An 18,304-nucleotide genomic window follows, 5' to 3' on the forward strand; every position below is an offset into this window, starting at 1 on the left:
TTGACCTTCCCCTGAGGGGAAGGTTTAAGCTTGTCGTACTGTTAAATAAAAGGAGTCTGAAAATGTCTCACGTTATCGATCTAAACCTTGATGGCCTGACCTGTGGCCATTGCGTTAAACGCGTTAAAGAAAGCCTGGAGCAACGTCCTGACGTTGATACAGCTGAAGTCACGCAAACTCACGCCAGCGTAACCGGAACGGCTTCCGTTGATGAGTTAATCAACACCGTAAAACAAGCCGGGTACGAGGCAACTACGGCCAGCCACCCAAAGTCTGATCCGCTGACAGAGTCATCAATCCCGTCGGAAGTGCTGACAGCGGACGCATTGAAGCTTCCGACAGCTACCAAAGATGACGACGATAGCCAACAGTTGTTGATCAACGGGATGAGCTGTGCCAGCTGTGTGACCCGGGTACAAAGTGCATTGCAAAATGTCCCTGGTGTCAGCCTGGCGCGGGTAAACCTTGCCGAGCGCAGCGCCCTGATTATGGGCTCTGCCTCTGCCGAATCTTTAGTAAAAGCGGTGGAAAGTGTCGGGTATGGTGCGGAAGCCATCGAAGATGATGCGAAACGCCGTGAACGCCAACAAGAGACAGCCAACGCCGCCGTGAAGCGCTTCCGCTGGCAGGCTATTCTGGCGCTTGCTGTCGGTATCCCGGTAATGATCTGGGGAATGTTCGGTGACAACATGATGGTCACCGACGACAACCGCTCGTTATGGCTGACCATCGGGATTATCACGCTGGCCGTGATGGTGTTTGCCGGTGGGCATTTCTATCGCAGCGCCTGGCGCAGCTTGCTCAACAAAACCGCCACCATGGATACGCTTGTTGCGCTAGGCACCGGCGCCGCGTGGATTTATTCCATTACGGTGAATATCTGGCCACAGCACTTCCCAATGGAAGCGCGCCACCTCTATTACGAGGCCAGTGCGATGATTATCGGCCTGATAAACCTTGGGCATATGCTGGAACAACGTGCGCGCCAACGCTCTTCTAAAGCGCTGGAACGGTTGCTGGACTTAACGCCACCAACAGCACGAGTTGTCACCGAAGAAGGTGAAAAGACACTGCCACTGGCAGAGGTCACCGCAGGCATGATCTTGCGTTTAACCACCGGTGACCGCGTGCCGGTCGACGGTGAAATAACCCAGGGCGAAGCCTGGTTTGATGAAGCGATGCTGACCGGAGAACCTGTTCCGCAGCAAAAATCCAACGACGAACCGATTCATGCAGGCACCGTGGTACAAGACGGCAGCGTATTATTCCGTGCCACCGCAACCGGCAACCACACCACGCTTTCGCGCATTATTCGTATGGTGCGCCAGGCGCAAAGCAGCAAGCCTGAAATTGGCCAGCTTGCCGATAAAATCTCAGCGGTGTTTGTGCCTGTAGTGGTACTGATTGCTTTGTTTAGCGCCGCAATCTGGTACTTCTTCGGCCCGGCTCCGCAAATTGTTTATACGCTGGTGATTGCCACTACTGTACTGATTATCGCCTGCCCTTGTGCCCTGGGTCTGGCAACACCAATGTCGATTATTTCCGGTGTAGGTCGTGCCGCTGAGTTTGGCGTATTAGTGCGTGATGCCGATGCCCTGCAACGCGCCAGCACACTCGATACAATTGTGTTTGATAAAACCGGTACGCTAACCGAAGGCAAACCGCAGGTTGTCGCCGTCGTGACTTACAACGACTGTTCAGAAGCTGATGCATTAAGACTTGCGGCGGCCCTTGAACAAGGATCAAGCCACCCACTTGCTCGCGCTATTCTCGATAAAGCCGAAGGGGCTGAGTTACCGCAGGTTAATGCCTTCCGCACCCTGCGTGGGTTGGGGGTTAGCGGTGAAACCGAAGGGTATCAATTACTGCTTGGCAACAAAGCACTGCTTGATGAGCAAAACGTCGATACCGGCCCTATGGCTGCTGAAATTGAAGCACAGGCAAGCCGTGGTGCAACTCCGGTGTTGCTGGCGGTCGACGGTAAACTGGTCGCCCTGCTCGCCATCCGCGACCCGCTGCGTGCCGACAGTATTAACGCACTGCAACGCTTACACCGTAACGGCTACCGCCTGGTGATGTTGACCGGCGACAACCCCACTACGGCTAACGCCATCGCCAAAGAAGCGGGTATTGATGAGGTCATCGCGGGCGTATTGCCGGATGGCAAAGCCGAAGCGATTAAAAAGCTGCAACAACAAGGGCGACAAGTTGCGATGGTCGGCGATGGTATCAACGATGCGCCAGCGTTAGCACAGGCTGAAGTGGGTATTGCAATGGGAGGCGGTAGCGATGTTGCTATCGAAACGGCAGCGATTACGTTGATGCGACATAGCCTGGTGGGTGTCGCTGATGCGCTGGCAATATCTAAAGCGACTTTGCGTAACATGAAGCAGAACCTGGTTGGGGCGTTTATCTACAATACGCTGGGTATCCCAATTGCTGCGGGGATTTTATATCCGCTAACCGGAACGCTGCTTAACCCGGTAGTTGCAGGTGCTGCAATGGCACTGTCATCTATTACTGTGGTCAGTAACGCCAACCGTTTGTTGCGCTTTAAACCGAAGGACTGAATGTCAAATGACGCTGCGATTTGCACCCTGCTCATCGCAGCGGTAGCATGACTTTTTAGCCAGGGAATCTGCAAATGGGTCTGCTATCGCGAATTACCTCATTGTTTTCAAGCCTTTTTAAACCCCAATACCCCTGGCCTGCTCTGGATATTGTTCTACCCGGAGATCGCCATCTTCACCTTGTCGGCAGCATTCATATGGGTACGCGCGACATGGCGCCGCTGTCGAGCAAGCTTATCGATAAACTCAACAATTCCGATGCGCTAATTGTTGAAGCCGATATATCCGAAGGCGGTTCCCCCTTCCCGAATAATCCCGATGAACTCCCGCTTGAGCAACGACTATCAGCTGATGATTGGGCGCAGGTGGTGTCGTTAATCCAGGAGTTGGGAATCCCCCTGAGCCAAATTGATAATCAACCCGCCTGGCAAATTGCGCTGGTGCTACAGGCCCACCAGGCACAGCGACTAGGATTAAGAGCCGATTACGGGATTGATTTTCAGTTGCTGGAAGCCGCGAAGGCGCAGGCAGTACCGATTATTGAACTGGAAGGTGCACAGCATCAGGTGGATATTCTCACCCGCCTCCCTGATGGCGGCATGCCGTTATTAACCGATACGCTCACCCACTGGCACACCAATGCGCGTTTGCTGCAAACGATGATTAGCTGGTGGCTGGAGTCGCCACCGCAGAGTGGGAAAGTGGTATTGCCCAATACATTCGGCGATGAGTTATACGATGTTCTTATGCATCAACGTAATCTTCAGTGGCTGCATTTCTTGCAACAACTTCCTGCCGGACGCTACGTTGTGGCCGTCGGAGCACTGCATTTATACGGTGAGGGAAACTTGCCAGGGCTATTGAAAAATCCCACTAAATAAGCGGAAAGCCTGGTCTAAATAATTCGAGTTGCAGGACAAAAGGCTTTAGCCTTTTGAACAGCGCTTGCGCTGGCCCCTTCGGGGCGAGGCTACGCCGAGTAACGCGGCGACGCAGTGAATCCCCGGGAGCTTACTCCAGTAAGTGACTGGGGTGAACGAGGAAAGCCAACGCACCAGCAGCTTGAAGTATGACGACCGGGAAAAAAAACGGCCAATATCGCTATCGGCCCGTCAAAGAGGAATTTGTATATTATTTTAATTATTCTGGCCAAATTAATGGCCAGATACAGAATTGTCGCTCAATGTAACGATTAACGCCAACACTATTGCGTGACATTATAGTATTTGAAAGACTTATCACCCTGTTTATTAATTTGTGCGTATACCATACAAATTTACTAAGAAGGCTCCATGACACCCGCCGTAAAACTTCTCGAAAAAAACCGTGTTCCATTTCAGTTACATGCTTATGACCACGACCCAAGTGAAACAAACTTTGGTGATGAAGTGGTACGTAAACTCGGCCTGAATGCCGAGCAAGTCTACAAAACCCTGCTCGTTGCCATTAACGGGGACATGAAACACCTGGCGGTTGCCGTCACCCCAGTTTCCGGCCAACTGGACTTGAAAAAAGTGGCAAAAGCATTGGGTGCCAAAAAAGTGGATATGGCTGACCCCATGGTCGCGCAGCGCATTACGGGTTATCTGGTGGGCGGTATCAGCCCTCTGGGGCAAAAGAAGCTGCTGCCAACGGTTATCGATGCCCCCGCTCAGGAATTCCCGTCGATTTACGTGTCGGGTGGTAAACGCGGGCTGGATATCGAACTTGCCGCAGCGGATCTGGCAAAACTGCTGAAAGCCACGTTTGCTGAGATTGCTCGCCGCGACTGATCGTTATTTCCTCCCAAAATAGCAATCTCAGTCAGGACGTAAAAGAGAGTCGCTGGCAAAGTAAATGCTTGAGGGAGGAATAATGAATAGCGAAAGACACGAACTTTATGCCCGACGTTTTGAGCAAGTGTTTGCCTGGATTGAACAGCATCTTGATAGCGCGTTAACGGTCGAGCAACTAAGTGAAGTCGCCTGTTTTTCGCGTTTTCATTTTCACCGGCAATTCAGCCAGTTTTGCGGAATCAGCGTTAGCCGTTACATCACTCTAATGCGGCTAAAACGGGCCTCTTTCCGGCTGGTGAGCAACCCGCAGGAAAGAGTGATTAACATTGCTCTCGATGCCGGGTTTGAAAACCCTGAATCATTTTCCCGTGCCTTCAAAAATACCTTCGGCCTGACACCCAGCGAGTTTCGCAAAGATCCTGTTTGGGTTGACTGGCATGTGCATTTTCAATTTCCCGGACGGGAAAATCAGCAGAGGTTAAAAAATATGGACGTGAAAATCATTATTGTCGAACCGATGAAAGTCGCGGTGCTTGAGCATGTTGGCGATCCTATGCACGTAAATAATACCGTCGCGGCGTTTATTGAATGGCGTAAAGCATCAGGGCTTTCGGATTACAGTACACAAGGGACTTACGGCGTTCCGTGGAATGACCCGCTGACCACACCGGGCCCGGAATTTCGTTTTGATGTATGTGGAGAGCTAAACCCGAAGGCCAACGGACGGGTTCCTGAAAATCCTCAGGGCGTTATCAGTAAAACATTACCCGGTGGGCGTTGTGCCGTGGTGCGTCACGTTGGTGCTTATGAGCGCATCAGCGATAGCGTTTATTATCTTTATCGCCAGTGGTTGCCAAACAGCGGTGAGGAGTTACGCGATTTTCCGGTCTATTTCCGCTACCTCGAACTCGATAAAGACCATCCCGAGCATGCGCAGCAGACTGATATTTTACTGCCATTGAAATAAAGAATGGTGGATGTCGTTTCCGCTAATCCCCTTACAAAAGTTACCTTGTAGGTTGGATTAGCGTAGCGACATCCGACAAATTGCCTTACTGCCAGCTCACCTCGCCTTTCGGCTCATAAGCATTAACATCAAGCGGAGAGTTCTTCTCGATATATTGCTTCAGCACTTCTGCATCCACAAAACCGGTGTTCACATAGCCCGGTTTTTTATCGATAGCAGGATAGCCATCACCACCGGAGGCGTTAAAGTTTAACGTCGCCATACGGTAGGTTTTCGCTGGGTCAACCGGCTCACCTTTGATTTTCAGGTCCTGTAGGCCAGTAGCGGTTGCCACAAAGCTGACATTCGCAAACTGCGGGTAGGCACCCGAGTCGGGTTTTTTCTGCGCTACGGCACTGAGATATTCGGTGACTTCTTTGCCCGTCATATCGGTATAAACCACTGTGTTACCAAACGGCTGAACCTTCAGCACATCTTTATAAGTGATGTCGCCGGTTTCAATCGAATCACGAATGCCACCGCCGCTCATCACAGCAAAATCAGCACCGGTACGGTCCATTTGTGCCGCCAGCAGCAGACGCGCCAGGTTGGTTTGCACGAAACGTACTTTGCTACGATCGCCTTCCAAGTGGCCGTTAACGCTGCCGACTTTTACATTCAACTGCGCCTGGCCTTTATTCTGGAATGGCGTCAGCAGTGAGAGCATTTGCTGGTTTTCCGGGATCTGTGGCGTGTAAAGCACGCGCTCACTTTCACCATTATCGTAGGTGATTTTTTTCTTCAGATTGATGGGGATCAGCTGGTAATGCACCAGTTTCATTTCACCATTACGGAATTCAAAATCAGCACGACCTACGTATTTGCCCCACTCATGGGCCTGCACAATCCAGATACCATTTTGCTGATCCGGCGCACATGGCGTGCCAGGCACGTAATCCACCTGCTTTTTATTTTCCGAAGCCATGCAGACCGGATCTTGTGAGTGCCCGCCAACAATCATCGTCAACGCACCTGCAGGGAGGCTGCGCGCCATTTCTACGTCGCCCGGCGCGTTAGAGCCATGGTCGCCGTTGTCATAGTGGCCCATATGGGTTGCCGCGATTAACACATCTGGTTTTTCAGTACTTTGCAGCTCCTGAATCACCAGCTTTGCTTCTTCAGCAGGTTTGCGGAATTCGATATCGGTGAAGTTTTCCGGGTTGCCAATTTTCGCGGTGTCGTCTGTGGTTAAACCGATAACCGCGATTTTAATATCCTGTGGCTTAAAGATGGCCCAAGGCTTAAATAGACGCTCGCCGGTGCTTTTCTGGTAAATGTTGGCCGAAAGCAGCGGGAATTTGGCCCACTTTTCTTGCTGACGTAATACGGTCAGCGGTTTGTCGAATTCGTGGTTGCCGATTGCCATCGCGTCATAACCAATCAGGTTCATGCCACGAAAATCAGGTTCTGCATCTTGCAAGTCAGATTCAGGTACACCAGTGTTGATGTCGCCGCCAGAGAGTAACAGTACGCTGCCTCCCTTCTCTGCCACCTCTTTACGAATGCTATCCACCAGAGTTTTCTGTGCAGCCAGGCCATATTCCGCGTGTTCATTGCGCCAGAAATGACCGTGGTGATCATTGGTGTGTAAAATGGTGATGTTATAAGTTTTATCTTTTTCCCAGGCCAGTGCAGATGCGCTGGTCAAGCCGACTGCGATAAACAGTGCTGCGGTCACCCCTTTCACGACGAACTTCATTGCAAATCTCCATATTCAAAAAAATACTTCCGCACCAATAGCAGACAGCTACTAGCATAGACAAATAACTTTTCACGATTGTGACTTTCTTCAGAAAGTTCCTGCAGGTATGTTAGCAGGGTAACTGTTTCCCACGGTTCCATCGCTGAACCGATATAAAATAATACAATCAATTCTTTGCAGGTATTTATGGCAATCTCGGAACAAACTCTCGCATCGCCTGAGCCTAAAAAGGCTCGCACCGCGTTTGGCATTCTGGGGGCAATTAGTCTCTCCCATTTGCTCAACGATATGATTCAGTCGCTTATTCTGGCGCTCTACCCGCTACTCCAGAGCGAGTTCTCTCTGAGCTTTGTGCAGATTGGGATGATAACGCTCACCTTCCAGGTGACCTCATCGCTCCTTCAGCCGGTGGTAGGATACTACACCGACAAATACCCGATGCCGTGGTCGTTGCCGATTGGTATGTGCTTCACACTTTGCGGGTTAGTTATCCTCGCATTGGCGGGCAGCTTCCCGATGGTGCTTTTGGCAGCCGGGCTTGTAGGAACAGGTTCTTCCGTTTTCCACCCGGAATCATCCCGCGTAGCGCGTATGGCATCCGGTGGCCGTCACGGCCTTGCGCAGTCGCTGTTCCAGGTTGGCGGCAACTTTGGTAGTTCTCTAGGGCCGTTGCTGGCTGCGCTGATTATTGCGCCTTACGGCAAAGGCAATGTGGGCTGGTTTGTGTTGGCCGCTCTACTGGCAATTATCGTATTGCTGCAAATTAGCCGTTGGTATGCGGCGCAACATCGTATGGCGAAAGGTAAAACCGCAGCACCTGTCGTTAACCCGCTGCCACGCAAGCAAGTGATTCAGGCGGTGTCTGTATTGCTGGTACTGATTTTCTCCAAGTATTTTTATATGGCGAGTATCAGCAGCTATTACACCTTCTACCTGATGCACAAATTTGGTTTATCGGTGCAAAATGCCCAATTCCATCTATTTGCCTTCCTGTTTGCAGTCGCTGCCGGGACAGTAATTGGTGGACCGGTGGGCGATAAAATCGGTCGCAAATACGTTATCTGGGGTTCAATCCTCGGCGTCGCGCCATTTACCCTGTTCTTGCCATATGTTTCGCTTTACTGGACCGGGATTCTGACCGTGATTATTGGCTTTATCCTTGCCTCCGCGTTTTCAGCGATTCTGGTTTACGCGCAAGAGCTGATGCCTGGGCGTATCGGTATGGTTTCCGGGCTATTTTTCGGTTTTGCTTTTGGGATGGGTGGGCTGGGTGCTGCAATACTCGGCTTGGTAGCCGACCATACAAGTATCGAGTTAGTCTATAAAATATGTGCTTTCCTGCCACTTCTTGGCATATTGACCATATTCCTACCTGATAATCGCCATAAGTCATAGTTATAAAGGGTCAGAGATTGCCTCTGACCCTTTATATTACCCACGTTTACCCATACCTTTCTTAAACTAAGTGTATAAAACTCCCTTCAGACACCATTTTTTGTCTAAATGCGCCTTTTATTAAAAAACGATCTATTTAACACACACATCGATTAAAAAATTGTCATAAACTAAATGTAGGTTATTGGATCTTATTTGTTACGAAAGGAGACGGAATGCATCACGCCACCCCGCTTATCACCACCATTGTCGGCGGCCTCGTATTGGCCTTTTTGCTCGGTATGGTCGCCAACAAACTTCGCATCTCACCTCTGGTGGGCTACTTACTAGCAGGGGTATTGGCCGGCCCTTTTACGCCAGGCTTTGTCGCAGATACTAAACTCGCGCCTGAACTGGCAGAGCTCGGTGTGATTTTGCTGATGTTTGGCGTGGGTTTGCACTTTTCGTTAAAGGATTTAATGGCGGTAAAGGCCATCGCCATCCCCGGAGCTATCGCCCAGATTGGTGTGGCGACGCTACTGGGAATGGCGCTCTCATCATTGATGGGCTGGTCGCTGATGACCGGCATCGTATTTGGGTTATGCCTTTCAACCGCCAGTACCGTGGTGCTGCTACGCGCGCTTGAAGAACGGCAACTCATTGATAGCCAGCGCGGGCAAATCGCCATTGGCTGGCTGATAGTTGAAGATCTGGTGATGGTGTTAACGCTGGTTCTGTTGCCAGCTGTCGCCGGAATGATGGAAAAAGGCGACCTTGGCTTTGCGACTCTGACTCTGGATTTGGGTTTGACCATCGGTAAAGTGGTGGCGTTTATTGCCATTATGCTGATTGTTGGCCGCCGCGTGGTGCCTTGGATTCTGGCGCGAAGTGCCGCAACCGGTTCGCGCGAACTCTTCACGCTAGCCGTTCTCGCGCTGGCGCTGGGCATTGCTTTTGGTGCGGTCGAACTGTTTGATGTTTCATTCGCCCTGGGGGCATTCTTCGCAGGCATGGTGCTCAATGAATCTGAATTAAGCCACCGTGCCGCGCACGACACGCTGCCACTGCGTGATGCGTTTGCCGTGCTGTTCTTTGTCTCCGTAGGTATGTTGTTCGACCCACTAATTTTGATTCAGGAACCGCTCGCGGTACTGGGTACAGTTGCGATCATCGTTTTTGGTAAGTCGCTAGCCGCCTTCTTCCTGGTGCGTCTGTTTGGTCACTCGCAACGCACGGCATTAACCATCGCCACAAGCCTTGCACAAATTGGTGAGTTCGCCTTTATCCTTGCAGGCCTCGGTATGGCGCTAAATCTGCTGCCGCAGACTGGGCAAAATCTGGTGCTGGCAGGGGCGATTCTGTCGATTATGCTCAACCCAATTCTGTTTGCGATACTTGAGCGCTATCTCGCAAAAACCGAAACGCTGGAAGAGCAGACGCTGGAAGAAGCTATCGAAGACGAGAAGCAAATTCCGGTCGATATTTGCCACCACGCGTTGCTGGTTGGTTTTGGGCGTGTAGGCAGCTTGCTGGGTGAGAAATTGCTGGCTCAGGGCATTCCGCTGGTGGTGATTGAAACGTCTCGCAGCCGGGTCGATGAGCTACGTGAACGTGGGATTCGCGCAGTGCTCGGCAATGCGGCCAATGAAGAGATCATGAATCTCGCCCACCTGGATTGCGCACGTTGGTTATTACTGACGATTCCTAATGGCTACGAGGCGGGTGAAATTGTTGCAGCAGCGCGTGCGAAATGCCCGAATATCGAGATTATTGCCCGTGCTCATTATGACGATGAAGTGGATTACATCACCGAACGTGGTGCCAATCGTGTCGTGATGGGTGAGCGCGAGATAGCCAATACCATGATGGGAATGCTGGAACATTCAACCGTTCAGTAAGTAGTCATTGGTGATGTTTTAGAGTGGGTCCAGCCCACTCTAATTTAATTTAGCAAGGCGACAGACCGCGTTTTCCACACCATTAAATATTGCATCACTGATATGCTCAGGGAATGTTGCAGGAAGCAATTCTCTTGCCTGCTTGAGTACTTCTGGTGTCTTTAGGTAAAACTCCTCTATCAACTCCGCCATGCGGGACTCACTAAAACCACATTTTTTAGCCGTTGCCAGGAAATGGCGTGGAAAGATCATATTCCATTCATATTTTTTTCCTTTCCCTGTTGAAGCCAACGCCATCGCCATTTTGATATCCTGCTTCGCAAGACCACCCCCACCAATAAGTGGGTAACAGGACATAATATCGTATAGCGGCGTGAGGCAGTATCCTCCACCCGGCATAATCGAGACTGAATAGTTTTTGGCATGGCCATCACTCGCAGCTAATAACCAGAAAAGAATATGGCTACGCATATTGGACGGGCGCCGCTGGTGTTTAGCCAGCTATCTTCATACTGAAAAGAATTAGCGCCGTTCTCTTCTTGCATCAACTTCCCAACCAAATATCCATTCATAAATACGGACAAGCTTTTCATCTACCACTCCTCTTTCCATGCCTCGGCACGGCCATGACCGGTTTTCGGCTCAATATGAAGCTCCATATTCATGGAAGATAGAATTTTAAACAGAGTTTCGATTTGCGTTTTAGTAGGATTTTTTTCGAATTTTGAGATTGTATCCTGCCGTAAACCGACTTTCTCAGCTAACATTTCCTGCGTTTGCTTTTCCTGTTTGCGAGTGTCCTTCAGGAAAATGGCTAACTGTTCTGGAGAAGTAATTTTCATTATGCGTCTTACCCCTTTTACCGGCACTAGCGTGTAAAATAAATTTTACCGGTACTAGCGTATAAAATCAATTTTACCGGCACTAGCGTGTAAAAAAGGCCGGTAAGCTTTGCTTACCAGCCTTCTGTAGCATTACTGCACCTAAAGTTTTAACGCGCCCAGTAAGACTCTTCTAAGCTGTCTTCGCGTTCTGGCAATCCACGCGTCAGGCGCGGAGAGTGCTGGTTCAACACCTGGTAACTTACGCGGTTTGCATATTTACACACTTGTGCCAAAGACGAATAGGTCAGCCAGGTATGCTGGTGTTTGCTGGAGTTTGGCACGTTAGAACGGTGATAATTGTTCGCTGTAATATCGTGCAGCAATGCCGCTAGCGCACCGTCGCCCGCACCATTGGTGTTCATGATTTTTTCAGGCCCGCCCATGTATGGCGCAATGTGCGAGAAAATACGCATCGGGTTCTGACAGTCTTTATGGCGCATTGCGCGGCTGAATTCGTACTGGTTAAACTCGGCAATCGCACCCGGCAGCAGCGGATGTTGGGTCGTGCGTTTAGAGGACTCTTCAGTAAAGCCCGCCATGTACAAACCAACTGGCCCTGCGGTACACAACACTAAATCAACCCAATCCAACGCCTTATCCGCCGCCAGTAATGGATCGCTCTCACCGGTCAGTGCCAGCCCTTCCTCTTCGTTCATCGCAAGAATTGAGACATGTTCTTTCAAGAATGCCTGCCACCACTCCGGGTTTTCTGCGATGACGTATTTGGTGCCAAGTGTGAGCACCACAGGAACGTTGTATTTTTTCGCATACGCGATTGCTTGCATGGTGGCTTCCGGCATTGGTTCGCCATCTTTGCAGCGCACCAGATAGGAAGTCAGAACCAACGCAGAGGCACCCGCAATCACCTCTTCAGGGATATTTTCGGCACGCAACTGGTTCATATGGCCAGGGCTTATCGCAAAAGTACGCTCGCCCTGCTCGCCAATCAGCGTAAAGCAGCGGCCAATCGCGCCATTCACACCTTGCAGATAGTTGAGATCGGTACGGCTGGAGGTGTTGCAAAGGTAGCGGTAGGCGTAGCTACCAATTTCGATATTGCTGCACATCACGCCCAGCAAAACAGAGCGGTCATCGGCCAAAACCGAATAGTTGTGCATGGTGTTGCCAATGGTGCCACCAGCAAACTGGTGGGTAATCAGATCTTTTTTCACCAACTCCTGATACAGCGCTTCCGCAACATCATCTTCAATAACCAGTGAGTGCCCGAAACTCAGACCGTAACGATGAACGAACGCATCGTCCACTTTGGCTTCGATATCCACCAGCGTTTGGTCTATCCCGACTATCCAGGAAGTGCCTGTTTCGCTTTCAGGCTGAACCTGTTGCAGTAATGGGTCACGTGCGTTTACAGGGAAGTAGTGTTTGGATTTTCGTTTGCCGGGAAATTTCATGATGTTGTTCGGAGGTTGCTAATCAGGCCGAAAATGGTAGCACATTAACGGCCCTAAGCGAGATCAGCGATATTTCTGCACCAGATTCATCATCATTGCGATGTGGGCTGGGTCGTCATTGAGCGCAGGAATATATTCATACTTTGTACCGCCTGCTTCGAGGAACACTTCACGGTTTTGTACCGCCATTTCTTCAAGCGTTTCGAGGCAATCGGCAGAAAAACCTGGGCACATAACCTGAATGTGTTTCACCCCTTTCTCCGCCAGCATTTTCAGCGTTTCATCGGTGTAAGGCATCAACCACGGCTCACGGCCAAAACGCGACTGGTACGTCATCATCACTTTTTCTGGCGGGAGCTCAAGTGCCGAAAGCAATTCACGGGTCGTGTCTCGGCATCGTTGCGGGTAATCATCGCCTTCGTTGGCGTAACGCTGGGGAATCCCGTGATAGGAGAGCAGCAACAAATCTGGTTCGCCGTGCTTTGCAAAAGATTCTCTGACCGACGCCACCAGCGCGTTGATGTAGGACTCGTCGTCAGCATAATCACGAATCAGGGAAATCGACGGCAAGGAACGGTAATCGGCAAAAATGCGCCCTAATTCGTCCCACACGGCGGCGACCGTCGAGCAGGAAAACTGCGGATACAGCGGCAGCACAACGATATGGTCAACGTGGTGCGTCATCAGTTCTTCCACCGCACTTTTCAGCGACGGCGTGCCGTAGCTCATACCGAGTGCGACCGGTACATCAGGTAATTGCGCGGCCAGTGCGGCCTGTTGGCGACGGCTATAAACCAACAGTGGAGAACCTTCGTCCATCCATACCGACTGATAAAGCTTGGCGACACGAGCAGAACGCAGAGGGAGAATCACGCCACGCAATAGCGGCCACCAAATCAGGCGCGGTGTATCAACCACGCGTTTGTCGCTCAAAAACTGGCGTAAATAGCGTTTTACCGCCGCCGGAGTGGGTGCGTCAGGCGTGCCAAGGTTTGCCAGTAAGATACCCACTTTTTCCTGATTCATTTCCACTCCTTATCAACAGATTGCTGATAATTGTAACGTAAAAGCGCTTCAGGAGAACCGATTACAATGAAAGGGCAAAATTTGGGTAAAAAAATACCAGGAACAGGTCCTGGTATTTTTATCTACCCAAAAGATTTCGAGGTGCAGGTGTGTTATCTGCAACTTGAAAGATGACAGGTATGATTAGCCGAGGATTTTAGCCAGCTCAGCACTCACTTCGGTCACTTTACGGGTGCCGTCGATTTTCACGTATTTGGTGTTACCGGCTTCTGCTTCTTTGCTGTAGTAAGAGATCAGCGGAGCGGTCATCTGATGGTATTCCACCAGGCGCTTACGCACGGTCTCTTCCTGATCGTCTTTACGGGTAGTCAGTTCTTCGCCCGTTGCGTCGTCTTTACCTTCCACTTTCGGTGGATTGAAGGTGACATGATAAACGCGGCCCGATGGCGCATGTACGCGACGGCCAACGATACGCTCAACAATCAGCTCATCCGGCACGGCGAACTCCAGAACTACGTCCACATTGATGCCCGCTTCTTTCATTGCATCAGCTTGTGGAATAGTGCGAGGGAAACCATCAAGCAGGAAACCGTTACGGCAATCTTCCTGGGTAATGCGTTCTTTAACCAGAGCGATAACCAGTTCATCTGTAACCAGTTTACCGGCATCCATGATGTCTTTTGCTTGTTTGCCCAGTTCTGAGCCAGATTTCACTGCAGCACGCAGCATGTCACCGGTGGAGATTTGCGGAATGCCATATTTCTCCATGATGAACTGAGCCTGAGTTCCTTTACCTGCGCCCGGAGCGCCAAGCAGAATAATACGCATTGCGTAATTCCCCATTCGTTTGGATTTTTGATTATTTAAAGCAGAGGCGATGACCTTACCATTAAAGACGTATTCACCTCAAGAATAGCGGGGCTTGTGAGCGCTGTTAGCGGCGTTTAGATGAAAAAAAACCTGCCGTTTTGGCAGGTTTTTATCTTTTCTTGATGGCGATGGCGGGTAAACGTAATCGCTACCCGCCCCTGTCATTAAGAAACCAGCAACTGGTTCATACGACGGATAAACTGGTTTGGATCTTCCAGAGTACCGCGCTCAGCTAACAGTGCCTGGTCAAGCAGCAGCTCAACCCACTCAGAGAACTGTGCTTCATCCTGAGTATCCGCAACACGTTTCACGAGACCATGGTCCGGGTTCAGCTCAAAGATGTACTTCACTTCCGGCACTTCCTGGCCCGCAGCAGCAAACAATTTGGCCATTTGCGTGCTCATGTCGTTGCTGTCGGTGGTCACGATAGCTGGCGTGTCGGTCAGACGGTGCGTCAGACGCACTTCTTTCACGCGCTCACCCAGCAGGGTTTTCACACGGTCAACAAACGGCTCAAGTGCTTTTTCAGCTTCTTTCGCTTCCGGAGTCTCTTCGTCAGCCATTTTTTCCAGTGACTCGTCAGTTTTGCTGACTGACTGGAACATTTTGCCGTCGAATTCGGTCAGGTAGCTCATCATCCACTCATCGATGCGGTCAGAAAGCAGCAATACTTCGATGCCTTTCTTACGCAGCAATTCCAGATGCGGGCTGCTCTTCGCGGCGGCATAGCTGTCGGCAGTGATGTAATAAATCTTCTCCTGCCCTTCTTTCATGCGCGACACGTACTCTTCCAGCGACACTGTTTGTGCAGCGGAATCGGTATGCGTGGTCGCAAAGCGCAGCAGTTTAGCGATAGCTTCCTGGTTTGCGTTGTCTTCAGCAGGGCCTTCTTTCAGCACCAGACCGAAGTTTTTCCAGAAGGTCTGGTATTTTTCGCTGTCGTCTTTCGCCAGTTTTTCCAGCATCTGCAATACGCGTTTGGTCAGCGCACTACGCAGGTTTTGCGTCACACGGCTGTCTTGCAGAATTTCACGCGAGACGTTCAACGGCAGGTCGTTGGAGTCAATCAGGCCACGCACGAAACGCATGTAGTTCGGCATAAACTGTTCAGCGTCGTCCATGATGAACACGCGCTGCACGTACAACTTCAGGCCATGTTTATGGTCACGGTTCCACATGTCCCACGGCGCCTGAGACGGGATATACAGCAGGCTGGTGTATTCCTGCTTGCCTTCCACGCGGTTATGGCTGTAAGTCAGTGGGTCGGTGAAGTCATGCGCCACATGCTTGTAGAATTCGTTATATTCTTCGTCTTTAATTTCAGACTTGCTGCGCGTCCACAAAGCCTGCGCTTTGTTGATTTTTTCCCAGCCGAGGATGGTTTCGCCATCTTTTTCTTCGCGGGTTTCTATTTCAACCGGCAGCGCGATGTGGTCGGAATATTTACTGATGGTCGAACGCACACGCCAGTCGTCTAAGAACTCATCTTCGCCTTCGCGCAAGTGCAGGGTAATTTCAGTGCCGCGATCCGCTTTAGTGATATCCGCAACGGTGTATTCGCCAGCGCCTTCAGATTCCCAGAACACAGCCTGATCCGCTGGAACGCCCGCAGCGCGAGTGCGCACGGTGACTTTATCCGCCACGATGAATGCCGAGTAGAAACCCACACCGAACTGGCCGATAAGCTGGCTGTCTTTCGCCTGGTCAGAACCCATGGATTCGAGGAACGCTTTGGTGCCGGATTTTGCGATAGTCCCGAGGTGGTCAATCGCTTCGTCACGCGTCATACCGATGCCGTTGTCGGCAATGGTCAGTGTGCGTTTGTCTTTATCGAATGAGACACGCACGCGCAGTTCGCCGTCACCTTCGTAGAGGTCTGCCTGAGACAATGCGCGGAAGCGCAGTTTGTCTGCCGCATCAGAGGCGTTGGAGATCAGCTCACGCAGGAAAATTTCTTTGTTTGAATAGAGGGAGTGGATCATCAGGTGCAGAAGTTGTTTCACTTCAGACTGGAAGCCACGAGTCTCTTGTCCTTTCATGGTCATTGATACCTCAACAAATTCAAAATACGCAGGGGGTTTTAAAACGCTGAGGGTGATATGAGGATAGAAAGGAGGGTTTTCAAGCGGGAGGATTAAAAACCTCCCCGCAAGTGATTAGAAATTAATCTTGTGACGCCCAGCAAGAGAGTGCGAAAGCGTAGTGCCATCGACCATTTCCAGCTCGCCGCCGACCGGCACACCATGCGCGATACGGCTGGCGTCCACGCCATATTGCCCGCATAACTCGGCAATGTAGTTGGCGGTGGCTTCACCTTCCACGGTTGGGTTGGTGGCAAGAATAAGTTCTTTAATGGTTTCGCGCTCAAGACGCTGTTCAAGCCTATCGAGGCCAATGTCTTGCGGGCCAATACCATCTATCGGAGATAAATGCCCCATCAGTACGAAATAGCGCCCGGAAAATTGGCCGGTCGCTTCAATAGCGTGAATATCTGCCGGGGTTTCCACCACACAAATCTGGCCATTTTCCTGACGACGCGGATTGGCGCAGATTGCGCACACTTCCTGTTCAGTAAAAGTACGGCAATCAGCACAGTGGCCGATTTCAGACATCGCGCGTGTTAACGCTTGAGCAAGACGCATCCCACCGCTGCGGTCGCGTTGCAGGAGCGCGAACGCCATACGTTGGGCAGACTTTGGGCCAACGCCTGGCAGGCAGCGCAAGGATTCCATAAGGGCGGTTAGTAAAGGACTGGTTTGCATCGCTCAGACTTCTGAAAAAAGAGTGGGCCATAGCCTAACATTAGCCCCGCTGAAGGACATAGAAAAAGATATTCCCCCTGCGCGATGACTCGCACAGGGGGAATGATTTACGCTATCTTCTGACCAAATTTTCCCTGATTAAAATCGTCAATGGCCTCTTTGATTTCCTCACGAGTGTTCATCACAAACGGTCCGTAGCCGACCACTGGCTCATTAAGCGGCTCACCGCTCAACACCAACACAACGGCATCATTGTTGGCTTCAAGCGTCACCGTTTCGCCTTTAGCATCCAGCACCACCAGTTGCGCTTCGCGAACCACTTCCTGCCCATTGACCTGTACCGTGCCTTTGAGAACCACCAGCGCCGTGTTCCAGCCATCTGGCAGCGTCAGTTGTGTAGAACTGTGCGCATTGAGCCGCATATCCAGCACACGCAGTGGAGAAAACGTGTGTGCCGGGCCTTTTGCGCCATCCATTTCACCTGCGATGACTCGCACCTGTCCTGCGTTATCCGGCAGTGTCACGACCGGAATATCGGCGTCGGTAATGGACTGGTAGTTCGGTGGTGTCGACTTGTCTTTGGCTGGCAAGTTGACCCACAGCTGAACCATTTCAAGCGTACCGCCCTTCTCGCTAAAAGCCGGTGAGTGGAACTCTTCATGCAAAATGCCGCTGCCAGCGGTCATCCACTGCACGTCACCAGGGCCAATCACCCCGCCGCTGCCGGTAGAGTCGCGGTGAGCCACTTCGCCTTTGTAGACGATGGTGACGGTTTCAAAACCGCGGTGCGGGTGTACATCAACGCCACGCTGCCCTTTGTTGCTCGGCTTAAATTCCGCAGGTCCTGCGTAATCGAGCAGCAGGAACGGGCTGAGCTGTTTTTCAAATTTTGAGTAAGAAAACAGTGAGCGAACCGGGAAGCCATCGCCCACCCAGTGGGAAGCCGGTGCTGAATAAACGCCAAGAATTGATTTCATCGTTATCTCCATTGAGTGTCGATTTCTGTTGAGATAAAGCTTACTCAT

At 51.1% G+C, this 18,304-nt stretch carries 16 protein-coding genes; 6 read left to right on the forward strand and 10 right to left on the reverse strand.

All coding sequences use genetic code 11. The features are described from left to right. The first annotated feature begins 62 nt into the window (after nt 1-62). The 4 genes from copA (at nt 63) to LVQ77_RS07920 (ending at nt 5,312) form a co-directional block, all read left to right on the forward strand. Entirely contained in the window at nt 63-2,570 is a 2,508-nt protein-coding gene (copA, locus tag LVQ77_RS07905; RefSeq protein ID WP_232904139.1) for a copper-exporting P-type ATPase CopA, read from the forward strand. Nucleotides 2,571-2,644: 74 nt separating this feature from the next. Beyond that, nucleotides 2,645-3,451 carry a TraB/GumN family protein gene (locus tag LVQ77_RS07910; RefSeq protein ID WP_151994789.1) on the forward strand — a complete coding sequence of 269 codons (807 nt, stop codon included), beginning with the start codon at nt 2,645-2,647 and terminating at the stop codon, nt 3,449-3,451. Between the two features lie 411 nt (nt 3,452-3,862). After that, nucleotides 3,863-4,342 (forward strand): Cys-tRNA(Pro)/Cys-tRNA(Cys) deacylase YbaK, encoded by a 480-nt coding sequence (gene ybaK, locus LVQ77_RS07915; protein ID WP_232864148.1) that lies wholly within the window; start codon nt 3,863-3,865, stop codon nt 4,340-4,342. 82 nt (nt 4,343-4,424) lie between these two features. Then, nucleotides 4,425-5,312: an AraC family transcriptional regulator gene (locus tag LVQ77_RS07920; RefSeq protein ID WP_232904140.1), complete on the forward strand. Its 888-nt coding sequence runs from the start codon at nt 4,425-4,427 to the stop codon at nt 5,310-5,312. A gap of 85 nt (nt 5,313-5,397) precedes the next feature. On the opposite strand, the gene ushA is transcribed toward LVQ77_RS07920, so the two are convergent. Further along, nucleotides 5,398-7,050 carry a bifunctional UDP-sugar hydrolase/5'-nucleotidase UshA gene (gene ushA, locus LVQ77_RS07925; RefSeq protein ID WP_232904141.1) on the reverse strand — a complete coding sequence of 551 codons (1,653 nt, stop codon included), beginning with the start codon at nt 7,048-7,050 and terminating at the stop codon, nt 5,398-5,400. Between the two features lie 189 nt (nt 7,051-7,239). Here ushA and LVQ77_RS07930 point away from each other — a divergent pair, with 189 nt between their 5' ends. Both LVQ77_RS07930 and ybaL read left to right on the forward strand, forming a co-directional pair. Further along, nucleotides 7,240-8,448: an MFS transporter gene (locus LVQ77_RS07930; protein WP_064516732.1), complete on the forward strand. Its 1,209-nt coding sequence runs from the start codon at nt 7,240-7,242 to the stop codon at nt 8,446-8,448. Nucleotides 8,449-8,663: 215 nt separating this feature from the next. Continuing rightward, complete coding sequence (gene ybaL, locus LVQ77_RS07935; protein WP_232904142.1) at nt 8,664-10,325, forward strand: YbaL family putative K(+) efflux transporter; 1,662 nt, start codon at nt 8,664-8,666, stop codon at nt 10,323-10,325. Nucleotides 10,326-10,364: 39 nt separating this feature from the next. Here the strand turns inward: ybaL and LVQ77_RS07940 are convergent, their stop codons facing one another. The 9 genes from LVQ77_RS07940 to LVQ77_RS07975 all read right to left on the reverse strand — a co-directional run bounded on the left by LVQ77_RS07940 (nt 10,365) and on the right by LVQ77_RS07975 (nt 18,256). Beyond that, nucleotides 10,365-10,796 carry a HipA domain-containing protein gene (locus LVQ77_RS07940; RefSeq protein WP_232904143.1) on the reverse strand — a complete coding sequence of 144 codons (432 nt, stop codon included), beginning with the start codon at nt 10,794-10,796 and terminating at the stop codon, nt 10,365-10,367. Beyond that, nucleotides 10,766-10,918, reverse strand: coding sequence for a HipA N-terminal domain-containing protein (locus LVQ77_RS22355; RefSeq protein ID WP_370644998.1), 153 nt, complete (start codon nt 10,916-10,918; stop codon nt 10,766-10,768). The genes LVQ77_RS07940 and LVQ77_RS22355 overlap by 31 nt, the downstream gene beginning before the upstream one ends. Beyond that, complete coding sequence (locus LVQ77_RS07945; protein WP_034458103.1) at nt 10,919-11,167, reverse strand: helix-turn-helix domain-containing protein; 249 nt, start codon at nt 11,165-11,167, stop codon at nt 10,919-10,921. 149 nt (nt 11,168-11,316) lie between these two features. Then, nucleotides 11,317-12,621, reverse strand: coding sequence for an inosine/guanosine kinase (locus LVQ77_RS07950; RefSeq protein WP_151994783.1), 1,305 nt, complete (start codon nt 12,619-12,621; stop codon nt 11,317-11,319). A 63-nt stretch (nt 12,622-12,684) separates the two neighbouring features. Beyond that, nucleotides 12,685-13,647, reverse strand: coding sequence for a ferrochelatase (gene hemH / locus LVQ77_RS07955; RefSeq protein WP_232904144.1), 963 nt, complete (start codon nt 13,645-13,647; stop codon nt 12,685-12,687). Between the two features lie 183 nt (nt 13,648-13,830). Next, nucleotides 13,831-14,475 carry an adenylate kinase gene (adk, locus tag LVQ77_RS07960; RefSeq protein ID WP_034458097.1) on the reverse strand — a complete coding sequence of 215 codons (645 nt, stop codon included), beginning with the start codon at nt 14,473-14,475 and terminating at the stop codon, nt 13,831-13,833. 206 nt (nt 14,476-14,681) lie between these two features. Beyond that, the gene (gene htpG, locus LVQ77_RS07965) at nt 14,682-16,556 is read right to left on the reverse strand and encodes a molecular chaperone HtpG (protein ID WP_232904145.1); all 1,875 of its coding nucleotides are present in this window, start codon (nt 16,554-16,556) and stop codon (nt 14,682-14,684) included. Nucleotides 16,557-16,673: 117 nt separating this feature from the next. Further along, nucleotides 16,674-17,279, reverse strand: a complete 606-nt coding sequence (recR, locus tag LVQ77_RS07970) for a recombination mediator RecR (protein ID WP_034458095.1) — start codon at nt 17,277-17,279, stop codon at nt 16,674-16,676. A gap of 107 nt (nt 17,280-17,386) precedes the next feature. Then, nucleotides 17,387-18,256, reverse strand: a complete 870-nt coding sequence (locus tag LVQ77_RS07975) for a pirin family protein (RefSeq protein ID WP_232904146.1) — start codon at nt 18,254-18,256, stop codon at nt 17,387-17,389. Between the last annotated feature and the right edge of the window lie 48 nt (nt 18,257-18,304).

The sequence above is a fragment of the Buttiauxella cochleicola genome, from assembly GCF_021282435.1.
Classification (GTDB): Bacteria; Pseudomonadota; Gammaproteobacteria; order Enterobacterales; family Enterobacteriaceae; genus Buttiauxella; species Buttiauxella massiliensis.